This is a genomic window from Aquamicrobium sp. YD-1-mutant5 (assembly GCF_059509755.1).
The window spans coordinates 310,765-322,712 of record NZ_JCAKKP010000004.1; the positions used below are offsets into that span (position 1 = coordinate 310,765).

12 protein-coding genes are annotated in these 11,948 nt (G+C 63.0%); 3 read left to right on the forward strand and 9 right to left on the reverse strand.

Annotated elements, in window-relative coordinates; genetic code table 11:
* Positions 1-14: 14 nt before the first annotated feature.
* From AC5XE7_RS09150 to AC5XE7_RS09170, 5 genes are all read right to left on the reverse strand, one after another.
* Positions 15-1,223: an acetyl-CoA C-acetyltransferase gene (locus tag AC5XE7_RS09150; RefSeq protein ID WP_495365761.1), complete on the reverse strand. Its 1,209-nt coding sequence runs from the start codon at positions 1,221-1,223 to the stop codon at positions 15-17.
* Positions 1,216-1,701 carry an OsmC family protein gene (locus tag AC5XE7_RS09155; RefSeq protein ID WP_495365762.1) on the reverse strand — a complete coding sequence of 162 codons (486 nt, stop codon included), beginning with the start codon at positions 1,699-1,701 and terminating at the stop codon, positions 1,216-1,218. The genes AC5XE7_RS09150 and AC5XE7_RS09155 overlap by 8 nt, the downstream gene beginning before the upstream one ends.
* 8 nt (positions 1,702-1,709) lie before the next feature.
* Positions 1,710-2,879, reverse strand: a complete 1,170-nt coding sequence (locus AC5XE7_RS09160; RefSeq protein WP_495365763.1) for an acyl-CoA dehydrogenase family protein — start codon at positions 2,877-2,879, stop codon at positions 1,710-1,712.
* A 61-nt stretch (positions 2,880-2,940) separates the two neighbouring features.
* Entirely contained in the window at positions 2,941-4,734 is a 1,794-nt protein-coding gene (locus tag AC5XE7_RS09165) for an acyl-CoA dehydrogenase C-terminal domain-containing protein (protein WP_495365765.1), read from the reverse strand.
* A gap of 232 nt (positions 4,735-4,966) precedes the next feature.
* On the reverse strand, positions 4,967-6,316 hold the full coding sequence (locus tag AC5XE7_RS09170; protein ID WP_239800306.1) for a putative bifunctional diguanylate cyclase/phosphodiesterase: 1,350 nt from the start codon (positions 6,314-6,316) through the stop codon (positions 4,967-4,969).
* Positions 6,317-6,490: 174 nt separating this feature from the next.
* On the opposite strand from AC5XE7_RS09170, the gene gshB reads away from it, so the two are divergent.
* Positions 6,491-7,432, forward strand: coding sequence for a glutathione synthase (gshB, locus tag AC5XE7_RS09175; RefSeq protein WP_495365766.1), 942 nt, complete (start codon positions 6,491-6,493; stop codon positions 7,430-7,432).
* Positions 7,433-7,458: 26 nt separating this feature from the next.
* Entirely contained in the window at positions 7,459-7,677 is a 219-nt protein-coding gene (locus AC5XE7_RS09180; RefSeq protein WP_183826689.1) for a hypothetical protein, read from the forward strand.
* Between the two features lie 55 nt (positions 7,678-7,732).
* On the opposite strand, the gene AC5XE7_RS09185 is transcribed toward AC5XE7_RS09180, so the two are convergent.
* From AC5XE7_RS09185 to AC5XE7_RS09200, 4 genes are all read right to left on the reverse strand, one after another.
* Positions 7,733-8,500, reverse strand: coding sequence for a M48 family metallopeptidase (locus AC5XE7_RS09185; RefSeq protein WP_495365767.1), 768 nt, complete (start codon positions 8,498-8,500; stop codon positions 7,733-7,735).
* A 140-nt stretch (positions 8,501-8,640) separates the two neighbouring features.
* Positions 8,641-9,111 carry a DUF2852 domain-containing protein gene (locus tag AC5XE7_RS09190; protein WP_280199179.1) on the reverse strand — a complete coding sequence of 157 codons (471 nt, stop codon included), beginning with the start codon at positions 9,109-9,111 and terminating at the stop codon, positions 8,641-8,643.
* A 117-nt stretch (positions 9,112-9,228) separates the two neighbouring features.
* On the reverse strand, positions 9,229-10,371 hold the full coding sequence (locus AC5XE7_RS09195) for a benzoate/H(+) symporter BenE family transporter (RefSeq protein WP_495365768.1): 1,143 nt from the start codon (positions 10,369-10,371) through the stop codon (positions 9,229-9,231).
* A gap of 28 nt (positions 10,372-10,399) precedes the next feature.
* Positions 10,400-11,182, reverse strand: coding sequence for an alpha/beta hydrolase (locus tag AC5XE7_RS09200; protein WP_495365769.1), 783 nt, complete (start codon positions 11,180-11,182; stop codon positions 10,400-10,402).
* Positions 11,183-11,397: 215 nt separating this feature from the next.
* Between AC5XE7_RS09200 and infC the strand changes: the two genes are divergently transcribed.
* On the forward strand, positions 11,398-11,934 hold the full coding sequence (infC, locus tag AC5XE7_RS09205; RefSeq protein WP_495365878.1) for a translation initiation factor IF-3: 537 nt from the start codon (positions 11,398-11,400) through the stop codon (positions 11,932-11,934).
* Positions 11,935-11,948 lie beyond the last annotated feature (14 nt).

Below are 11,948 nucleotides of genomic sequence, written 5' to 3' on the forward strand. Positions count from 1 at the left end.
CTTCTGCCCTCCGATCAGACGCGTTCGATGATGGTGGCGGTGCCCATGCCCGCACCGATGCACAGCGTCACCAGCGCGGTGTTGAGGTCGCGCCGCTCCAGTTCGTCCAGCACCGTGCCGAGGATCATCGCGCCGGTGGCTCCCAGCGGATGGCCCATGGCGATCGCGCCGCCGGCGACGTTGATCCTGTCGTGCGAAATGTCGAAAGCCTGCATGTAGCGCAGCACCACCGAGGCAAAGGCTTCGTTCAGCTCGAACAGGTCGATGTCCGAAATCTTCATGCGGGCCCGCTTGAGCAGCTTCTCGGTGACGTCCACGGGACCGGTCAGCATCAGCACCGGCTCGGAGCCGATATTGGCGAAAGCGCGAATGCGGGCGCGGGGCTTCAGGCCCATCGACTTGCCGGCCTTCTTCGAGCCGAGCAGCACGGCAGCGGCACCATCGACGATGCCGGAGGAATTGCCGGCATGGTGGACGTGATTGACCGCCTCGATCTCCGGATGCTTCTGCACGGCGACCGCATCGAAGCCGCCCATTTCGCCCGGCATCACGAAGGAGGGGTTGAGCGAGGCAAGACCCTGCATATCGGTCTCGGGGCGCATGTGTTCGTCATGGTCGAGAATGACGAGGCCGTTCTGGTCCCGGACCGGAACGACCGAGTTCCTGAACCAGCCCTTCTTCCACGAATGGGCGGCGCGCTTCTGGCTTTCCACCGCATAGGCGTCGACGTCGTCGCGGGAGAAGCCGTATTTGGTGGCGATGAGATCGGCCGAAATGCCCTGCGGCACGAACCAGCCGGGGAAGCCGACCGACGGGTCCATGAACCATGCGCCGCCTGCGGCACCCATGCCGATGCGGCTCATCGATTCCACGCCGCCGGCAATCACGATGTCGTCCGCGCCCTGAGCGATCTTGGCCGCGCCCAGATTGATGGCGTCGAGGCCCGACGCGCAGAAGCGCGACAGCTGGATGCCGGGCGCCTTGTCGTCATAGCCGGCCTCGAAGGCGGCGGCGCGCGGAATCACCGCACCTGCTTCGCCGACCGGGTCGACGCAGCCGAAAATGATGTCGTCCACCGTGCCGGTGTCGAGCCCGTTACGGTCGCGGATCGCTTCCAGCGTCTTTGCGGCAAGCCGCACCGCCGGCACTTCGTGCAGCGATCCGTCCTTCTTGCCGCGCCCGCGCGGGGTGCGTACCGCGTCATAGACATAGGCTTCAGCCATGATGTGCTTCCTTCCCTGTAGATTCAAAAACCGGCTCGACGCGAACGTCGGTCCTGACGGAATTGGCGATGAAGCAGACCTCATGCGCCTGGTGATGCAAGTCGTCGAGCGTGGCGCGGTCCGCGTCACAGTCGATGCGGGGCCGCAGCGTCACTTTGGTCAGCGCCGTACGGCCATCCGCGTTCTTTTCAAGAATGCCTTCCGCCGCATCGTGATAGGCAAGCACCGTGACGCCGGCGCGACGGGCGAGATCGAGGAATGACATCATGTGGCAGGAGGAAAGTGCTGCCACCATGAGTTCTTCCGGGTCGACGGCGGTGGGATCGGCAAACGGCTGCGGCACAACCGAGGGCGAGGCCGACGCCCTGACGGCAAGGCCGTTGTCGAAGCGGATCTCATGCACGCGGGAATAGCGGCCGCGCCGGAAATCCTCTTCCGGATTGGCCTTCCATTCGATTTCCGCGACATAGGTGGACATGGAATTCCTCACAGGCTCCTTGCGATCAGAAGCTTCATGATCTCGTTGGTGCCGCCATAGATGCGCTGCACGCGGGCATCGCGCCACATGCGCGCGATCGGATATTCGTTCATGTAGCCATAGCCGCCATGCAGTTGCAGGCACTCGTCCATGACCTTGCCCTGCAGGTCGGAGAGCCAGTATTTGGCCATGGAGGCGGTGGCCGGATCAAGGCCGCCCTCGATATGGCGCTTCACGCAGTCATTGTAGAAGACACGGCCGATGGTGATCTCGGTCTTCAGTTCCGCCAGCCTGAACTGGGTGTTCTGGAAATTGAGGATCGGCTGGTCAAAGGCCTTGCGTTCCTTCACATAGTCGATGGTCAGCGCCAGCGCCCGCTCAGCCATGGCGATGGCCGTGGTGCCGATCATCAGCCGCTCCTGTGGAAGCTGCTGCATCAGCTGGATGAAACCCTGGCCTTCCTCCGTTCCGAGCAGGTTGGAGGTGGGAACGCGCAGATCGTTGAAGAACAGTTCGGAGGTGTCGTTGGCCTTGAGGCCGATCTTGTCGAGATTGCGGCCGCGCTCGAAGCCTTCGGCCCCGTCGGTCTCGACCACGATCAGCGAAGTGCCCTTGGCGCCCTTGTCCGGATCGGTCTTGGCGACGACGATGATCAGGTTGGCGAGCTGGCCGTTGGTGATGAAGGTCTTGGAGCCGTTGATGCGGTACTGGTTGCCGTCCCTGTCGGCGCGGGTGCGCACGCCCTGAAGGTCTGAACCGGCGCCGGGCTCGGTCATGGCGATGGCGCCGATCAGCTCGCCGCTGGCCAGCTTCGGCAACCACCTCTTCTTCTGCTCTTCCGAGCCGTAATGGAGGATGTAGGGAGCGACGATCGCATTGTGCAGGCCGATGCCGAAACCGTCGACGCCGACATGGCCGATGGCCTCGATGATCGCGCTCTCATGGGCGAAGCTGCCGCCCGCCCCGCCATAGTCCTCCGGCATGGAGGGACACAACAGGCCGGCCGCGCCGGCCTTTTCCCAAGCGGCGCGGTCGACGATTTCGTTCTTCTCATAGGCGTCGTAATGCGGCGCGATCTCGTCCGACATGAAACGGTGCGCCATGTCGTAGAGCATGGCGACGTCTTCCTGCGCCCAGTCGGGCTTCGGAACGGACAGAATTTCGGCGGGACTGGTCATGCTTTTCCTCCAGTGTCCCCCTCATGAGAAAAGCGGAGGGGGACGATCCAATCCTCAAATCCTAGAACGCCTCCGCTGTCAGCGCCATCATCGTGTCGGCGCCGGTGGAGATGCGGGCGAGATGCGCGCTGGTTTCCGGCATCACGCGCTCCATGAAGTAGCGCGCGGTGACGATCTTGTTCTCGTGGAAGGCGGCATCGTCGGCGCCGGAGGCCAGCTTCTCCTGCGAGGCCTTAACCATGCGGCCCCACATATAGCCGAGCGCGACGAGGCCGAAGAGATGCAGGTAGTCGGTCGAGGCCGCGCCGGCATTGTCGGGCTTGGCCATGGCGTTCTGCATCAGCCACATGGTGGCGGCCTGCAGGTCGTTGAGGCCCTTCTTGATGCCCTTGGTGAAGGGCGCGAGGTTTTCGTCCGCGCGGTTCGCCTCGCAGAACTCTCCAACTTCCTTGAAGAAGGCCTGCACGGCGCGGCCGCCGTTCAGCGCCAGCTTGCGGCCGACGAGGTCGAGCGCCTGGATGCCGTTTGCGCCCTCGTAGATCATGGCGATGCGGGCATCGCGCACGAACTGGCTCATGCCATGCTCTTCGATATAGCCGTGGCCGCCGAATACCTGCTGCGCCATCACGGCATGCTCAAAACCCTTGTCGGTGAGCACGCCCTTGATCACCGGGGTCATCAGGCCGAGCATGTCGTCGGCTGTCTGGCGCGCCTTCTCGTCGTCCGAGCGGTGGGCGATGTCGGAGTTGAGCGCGGTCCACAGTATCAGCGCGCGGCCGGCCTCGTTGAAGGCGCGCATGGTCATCAGCGCGCGGCGGATGTCGGGGTGAACGATGATCGGATCGGCTTTGCCGTTCGGATTCTTCGGCCCGGAGAGCGAGCGGCCCTGAAGGCGTTCGCGGGCATAGGCGACGGCGTTCTGATAGGCGATCTCCGAAATCGACAGGCCCTGCAGGCCGACGCCGAGGCGGGCTTCGTTCATCATCACGAACATGGCCTTGAGGCCGCCATTCTCGGCGCCGAGCAGCGTGCCTTCGGCCTCGTCATAGTTCATGACGCAGGTGGCGTTGCCGTGGATGCCCATCTTCTCTTCCAGCGAGCCGCAGGACACGCCGTTGGCAGCACCGGGATTTCCCTCTGCATCGAGCCTGAACTTCGGCACGATGAACAGCGAAATGCCCTTCACGCCTTCCGGCGCGCCCTCGATGCGGGCCAGCACCAGATGGATGATGTTGTCGGCCATGTCGTGATCGCCGGCCGAGATGAAGATCTTCTGGCCGGAGATGCGGTAGGTGCCGTCGCCATTCGGAACCGCCTTGGTGCGCAGCAGACCGAGATCGGTGCCGCAATGCGGCTCGGTCAGGTTCATGGTGCCGGTCCAGGCGCCATCGATCATCTTCGGCAGGAAGGTCTGCTTCTGTTCCTCATTGCCGTGCTCGACGATCGCGGCGATGGCGCCTTGGGTGAGGCCCGGATACATCATCAGCGCCATGTTGGACGCCGACAGATATTCGCCGACAGCGGCATGGAGCGTGTAGGGGAGGCCCTGTCCGCCATATTCGGCCGGTGCCGCCAGCCCCATCCAGCCGCCTTCGCGATACTGGCGGTAGGCTTCGCTGAAGCCCTTCGGCGTGGTCACGGAACCGTCTTCGTGGCGTGTGCAGCCTTCCGTGTCGCCGACGCGGTTGAGCGGCAGCATGACGTTTTCGGCCAGCTTCGCGCCTTCGGCCAGCACGGCCTCGACAACGTCTGCAGATGCATCGGCAAAGCCGGGCAGGTCGGCATGGCGCTCATAGCCCAGCACGTCGTTGAGAAGATAGAGCGTGTTGCGGACCGGTGACTGGTAGATGGGCATGCAGTTCCTCCACCCCTGTTTATGATGAGGGCGCTCGTCGCGCACTGAAATCGACAATAGCCAAGCCATAACAAACTTTGACGTTTGCGTAAACGTCAATATTGAAGAAAGCCTTCCGATTCGCCTTCCGTCAGGTAAGGCAATGCCACTGCAGTTTCATGTTGTGATGAATCGGGAGGAGATGCGCGTGTCGCCGGCGCCCGGAGAAGCCGCATTCGCAGGCGGCAAGAAGTCAGTTGGCGGCAGGCAGCAGAACGGTGCGCATGGCTTCGCGAACGATGACCAGCGTGGTGGCGGCGTCGGCGGCTTTGCCGAACAGATAGCCCTGTCCGGACAGGCATCCGAACTGAAGCAGGCAGGCCGCCTGCTCTTCCTCTTCGATGCCCTCGGCCACCACCTCGATACCAAGGCCCTCGCACATCGCCAGTATGGCGCGAATGATGTGCTGCGAGGGCATGTCATCGAGCATGGAGGAAACGAAGGAGCGATCGATCTTGAGCTTGCTGAAAGGAAATTCGCGCAGCCGCCCCAGTGATGACTGGCCGGTGCCGAAGTCGTCAAGCGCGATGCGGATGCCGTGCTGGCGCAGATCATCGATGATTCTGCCGGCCGAGGTCGGGTCGCTCATCAGGCCGGTTTCGGTGATCTCGATTTCCAGCCGTAGCGGGTCGAAGCCGGTGCGCTCCAGCATGGCCAGTATGTCCTTGCCGGTGTTGTTGTCGACAAGCTGCGACGGCGACAGGTTGAACGACAGGAACAGGTCTGCCGGCCACGCTTTCGCGGCCTCCACGGCCTTGCGCAGGACCAGTTGAGACAACGGGCCGATGATGCCGCGTTCTTCGGCGATCGGGATGAAAACGGCGGGCGAGACCGGCCCGATATCCGGATCGGTCCAGCGTGCCAGTGTCTCGAAGCCGATGATGCGGCGTGTCGTCAGGTCGACGATAGGCTGGAAATGCGGTTCCACCTCGCCGGCCGAAACGGCGCGGCGCAGGGCCTGCTCGATATGCGTCAGCCTTCTGGCTGCTTCTTCCATCTCGCGGGTGTAGACCACCACCTGCCCGCGCCCGGAGCGCTTGGCATGATAGAGCGCGGTTTCTGCCTTGTTGAGCAGGATCTCGGTTGTCTCGTCCTGCGAATAGAACAGCGAGCAGCCCGCCGAAGCCGACAGGCGGGCCGTGCGGTCGCCGACATCATAGGGAGCGGACAGGATCTCGATGAGCGTGCGCGCCTTTTCTATCGCGGCTTCCTCGCTGAAAACCATCGGGCAGAGCACGGCGAACTCATCGGCGCCGATCCGGCATACGGACGACTGGCTGTCCATGGATGCCCTGAGACGCATGGCGATCTGGGTCAGGATCTCGTCGCCGGCCTGATAGCCGAAGAGGTCGTTGATCGGCTTGAAGCCGTCGAGATCGAGTATGCCGATGGCAAACGGGGCAGGATCGTCGGCCCTGTCGCGGATGAGCCGCTCCACCCGGTCGAAGAAGCGGCGGTGATTGCCCAGTCCCGTCAAGGGGTCGGTGAATGCGAGATCGTTTCCGTCTCTGTTTGTTTGCCGGCTGCCAAACGGCATATGCATTGCGAACCCTGAAAAGTTTTAAAAGAAACTTTGGCCACCCTGCCAGAAAAGCCTTTAGGAAAAGTATCTGATGAAATCTTATTTCACGGCTGTAACAATGTTCGCCAGCCTCCGCATTGGCAGGTGAGATCAAGTTCCTTATATCTCACGCCTCAGGACGACGGAGAGCCTTCCATGCCCCTCAAAATTGCGGTTCAGATGGACCATATTTCCACGGTGTCGATTGCCGGCGACACCACATTCGCGCTGTCTCTGGAGGCGCAGCGGCGCGGCCATGCACTTTATCACTATACGCCTGACCGCCTCTCTTTGCTGGATGGCAAAGTATATGCCCGTCTTGAGGACATGACGGTGCGGGATGAAAAGGGCAGTCATTTCACGCTGGGCGAGCCGGTGCGCACCGATCTTTCGGAGATGGACGTCATTCTGCTGCGGCAGGACCCGCCCTTCGACATGAACTACATCACCACCACCCACATGCTGGAGCGCATCCATCCGCGCACGCTGGTGGTCAACGATCCGGCCTGGGTGCGCAACAGCCCAGAAAAGATCTTCGTCACCGAATTCGCCGACCTGATGCCGGAGACGCTGATCACCAAGGATCCGCAGGAAGTGGCCGACTTCCGCCGGCAATATGGCGACATCATCATCAAGCCGCTTTACGGCAATGGCGGTGCGGGCATCTTCCATCTGCGCGACGACGATCAGAACCTGTCGTCGCTGCTGGAAATGTTCTCGCAGATGTTCCGCGAACCCTTCATCGTCCAGCGTTATCTCAAGGACGTGCGCAAGGGCGACAAGCGCATCATCCTCATTGACGGCGAGCCGGTGGGCGCCATCAACCGCGTGCCGGCCGACCATGAATCGCGCTCCAACATGCATGTCGGCGGGCGCGCCGAGAAGACCGAGCTGACCGCTCGCGAACGCGAGATCTGCGCGGCGATCGGCCCGTCGCTGAAAGAGCGTGGCTTCATTCTGGTCGGTATCGACGTGATCGGCGACTACATGACCGAGATCAACGTGACCTCGCCGACCGGCATCCGTGAGGTGAAGCGCTTCGGTGGCGCCGACATCGCAGCCTTGTTCTGGGATTGCGTCGAGGCCAAGCGCGCCTGATACTCCTTGTAAAGGAGAACACGACGATGACCGGCGACACCGCACGCGAAGCGAGAGAAAAGCTGGAGCAGGCCCGCGAGGTCATCGCCTGGCTGTTGCAGCGCGCCGGTATGGACGGTGCGGAAGGCCAGCGGGCGCTGGACTACTTCGGTGGCGAGGGTTTCGACCGCGATTTTCTGCCATGGCCGCGCCACGCGGGCGAATCGCTTCATCCCGACGAGCTCAACGCTGCCAATGACGATTGACGGGGACGATTGACGGGACGATTGAAACGCTGCCGGCTGAGGGCGGGTGCGCCGGTCACTCGAAGGCGATGGCCTGAAGGGCGGAGCCGTTGCGTTTCAGCCATGCCTTGCAGCGGTCGGTGTCGGGGCACAGTTCCGTGCACAGCTTCCAGAATTTCGGCCCGTGATTCATCTCGCGCAGATGCGCGACCTCGTGCGCGACGAGGTAGTTGATGACCGGTCGCGGCGCCATCATGATCCGCCATGAGAAGGACAGCGTACCGTCCGAGGTGCAGGAGCCCCAGCGGCTGGTGGTGTCCCTGAAGCGCACGGCTTTGGCCTTGCGGCCGACGGCTGCGGTGTGTTTTTCCACCAGAGCGCAAATCTCGCGGCGGGCTTCGCGCTTCAGGAAATCGGCGACCCGTCGGGGCAGGTGAATGCGCTCGCCATGCACGACGATGGTCCGGCCGCCTTCATCCTCCCGTACGCTGACCGTGCCGCGCCTGCCCGGCTCATGCACGATCAGATGCGGCACGCCGTAAAGCGGTATCTTCACGCCGGGGCGCACATTGGGCCTGTCCGGCACTTTCGCCAGCTTCTCTTCCAGCCAGTCCTGATGGCGATGCAGGAAACTGTCCACCTCGCTGCGGCGCAGGCCGGGCGGCACGGTGATGCGCAATCCCTGTCCGCCGGCATCGATGCGAAGGGTCAGGCGGCGGGCGCGGCCGTTCTCCACGATGCGCAGCGGCAGCGTGCGCCCGGCAACCGTATGCTCGCGCAGCTCCGGCTGCTGCGGCACAGGCTTCGCGGGTCGGTTCAGATTGCGGAAGAAGCCGAATGACATGACCTCACCATAGGCGATTCGCCCCCCGGATGAATGGCCGGATGAACGGGCTGAATAAAGGGTGATTTGAAGGCGGGCGGAAGGAACAAACGAAAACGGCGCCGCAAGGCGACGCCGTTCGTTGCAGGAGGGGTTGAGGATCAATCGTCGAGCAGGGTGTCGTCCGACTTCCCGCCACGCTTCTTCGGTGTGCTTGCGGTGGTCGCAGGAGCGGTCGAGCGGTTGCGGTTCGCCATGAAGCGATCGAATTCTTCCTGATCCTTGGCGCGACGCAACTCACGCGCATACTCATCGAACTCGCTCAGCATTTCGTCGAGCTTGCGGCGTTCCTCGTCAAGGCGGGAGAGTTCCTTCTCGCGCCAGTCGTCAAAGGCGACATTGCCGGTGCGGGTGCGGCCCCAGCCTTGCGCCTTGTCGGCACCACGGCGGCAGCCGGCAAAGATGCCGTCGGTCGCCCGGTTGACGTCCTTCTTGAAGCCTTCCAGCCTGTCTCCCCAGATGATGTAGGCGAGCATGGCGAGGCCGAGGGGCCAGAACACCATGAAGCCGATCACCATCAGCGCGATGGTCGCCGGCGTCCATGCCGGGCGGATCAGTGCAGTCGTGTTCATGTTCTTCGCGTTCCTTCAGTTGGAGCGGGCCGGTCCGGCCGCCTGAAAAAAACATGGGAAGCGAAAAATGGCGATTCAAGATAAAGCCGCCGGAAACCTTGCAGGCTCCCGGTTTCGTTAGGTTTTTTTGAAGCGGTCGAGCGCGAGGACGGCAAGGCCCGCCACCAGCCCCCAGAAGGCGGAACCGATGCCGAACAGCACAAGCCCCGAAGCGGTGACGGCAAAGGTGACGGTCGCGGCCATGCGCTCGTTTTCTTTCTGGAGGGCGATGGTGAGGGCGTTGGTGAGGGGGCCGAGCAGCGCCAGTCCCGCCACCAGCGCGATGAGGCTTTGCGGCAGCACCGCGAAGATCGCCACCAGCGAGGCGCCGAACAAAGCGAAGATCAGATAGGCGAGCGCGTAGAATGGCCCGGTCTTCCAGCGCTCGGCCGGATCGGGATGCACGTCCGGTCCGGTGCAGATGGCGGCCGAGATCGCCGCGAGATTGGTGGTCGAGGCCCCGAAAGGCGCGGTCAGCACCGAAAAAAGGCCGGTGACGCCAATCAGCGGGGCGGGGTCGGGCTCATAACCCGAGGCACGCAGCACGGCGAGGCCCGACAGGTTCTGCGAGGCCATGGTGACCAGATAAAGCGGCACGGCGAGGCCGACGACGGCGCCGGCCGAAAATTCCGGCCAGATCCATGTCAGCGTCGAAATCTCCGGCGTTGGCAGGCCGCCCACGCGGCCGGTCAGGAAAGCCGCGGCCCCGCCGCCGATCAGCACCGCGAGAACGGAAATGGCCGGGTTGATCAGCCTGAGTACGAAGAAGGCGGCAATCAGCGGCACGATCAGCCATGGATCGAGCGGCACCGTCTTTGCCGCTTCGGTGGCAAAGGTCACGACGATGCCGGCCAGCATGCCGGAGGCGACCGAGGCCGGGATGCGCGAGATCAGCGTGGTCAGCGGACGGAAAAGAGCCGTGGCCACGAGGAGCGCGCCGGCAATCAGAAAGGCGCCAACCGCCTCGTTCATGGAAAAGCCGCTGGAAGCGGCAATCAGCGCAACGCCCGGTGTCGACCAGGCAGTGATGACCGGCATTTTCGTGCGCCATGAAAGCCATGCCGTCTCGAATGCCATGGCAAGGCAGAGCGCGGTGACCCAGCTTGCCGTCTGCAACTGGGTTGCGCCCACCGCCACGGCGGCGGCGATGACGATGGCGAGCGTTCCGCCGAAGCCGACAATGGCGGCCACGAAGGCCGATACGGGAATGGATATGCGCATATGGCGGAAGCTCGCGAGGGAAGGGGGATCAGGTATTTTGCCGGCTGGCTTGCGCTGCCATGTCGCGCACGGCTGAAATCAGCAGATCGATGTCCTGCGGCCGCGACAGGCGGTGGTCGCCATCCGGCACCAGCGAGAGCGTGACGTCGTCGGCCGGCAGAAGGCCGACGAGCTTCAGCGCATGGGAATGCGGCACCGATTCATCCTGCATGCCCTGCAGGATATGAACCGGGCAGTGCGTGTCGATCGGGGCACTCATCATAAGATTCGCCCGCCCGTCCTCGATCAGGTCGCGCGTGTAGATATAGGGTTCGTCGACATAGTCTGAGGGAATCTCGAAATAACCCTGTTCCGCCAGTTCGTGGCGCTGTTCATCGGTCATGGCCGGTTCCACCAGTTCGGCGGTGAAGTCCGGCGCGGGCGCGATCAGCACCAGCCCCCGGACGCGGCTTTCGCCCGCCTTCAGCAGTTCCTGCACCATACGCAGCGCAATCCACCCGCCCATGGACGAGCCGACGAGCACCTGCGGTCCGCGCGTGTGGCGGGCAAAAACGGCAAGGCTCTCGCGCAGCCATTTCGAGATGGTGCCGTCTGCGAACTCGCCGCCTGATTCGCCATGGCCCGAATAGTCGTGGCGCAGAAAGGCGCGACCCTGTCCCGTTGCCCATTCGGCAAGCGCTTCGGCCTTGGTGCCCAGCATGTCGGACTTGTAGCCCCCAAGCCACATGACCCCCGGCGCGTCGCCTTCCTGACGGCGCACGGCGATGCTTGTGCCGTCGACATCCACGAACTCGACTTGGCGTGTATTCATGTTATGCTTCCCTGGAAGGTGATCTTGCTCGCAGCGCCTGGCTGCATGAGAAAGCGCTCATGCGCTTTCTGCACCTCATGCTGACAGGCGCAACGGATTTTCGTGATTTTCGTTGTTTGCTGTGCTATTGACACCGCGCACCCGTTCCCCACATAGGCGTTCCCCGCAAAGGCGCCTCCGCACTCGCATATCAATAATTCGAGGAGAATACGACCATTCGCAGACCTTTCAAAGCAGCAGCGCCCACCAAGGACGGGCCGCGCGCTAACCGGGACATCAAGGTTCCCCGTATCCAGCTCATCGATGCCGACGGCAACAATCGCGGCGAAATCGCCACAAGCGACGCGATGCTGCTCGCTGAAGAGGCCGGGCTGGACCTCGTCGAGATTTCTCCCAATGCCAATCCGCCGGTCGCCAAGATTCTCGATCTCGGCAAGCTGAAATACGCCACCCAGAAGAAGGCGGCTGAAGCCCGCAAAAACCAGAAGGTCATCGAGATCAAGGAGATCAAGATGCGCCCGAACATCGACGACCACGATTACGAGGTCAAGATGAAGGCGGCGCGCCGGTTCTTCGATGAGGGTGACAAGGTCAAGGTGACGCTGCGCTTCCGTGGCCGCGAAATGGCTCACATGGAGCTCGGCATGCAGCTTCTCAACAAGGTGCGCGAAGAGACCGCCACGATCGCCAAGGTCGAAGCCGAGCCCAAGCTCGAAGGCCGCCAGATGATGATGGTGCTGGCACCGCGCTGACGCGTGAGCCGGCA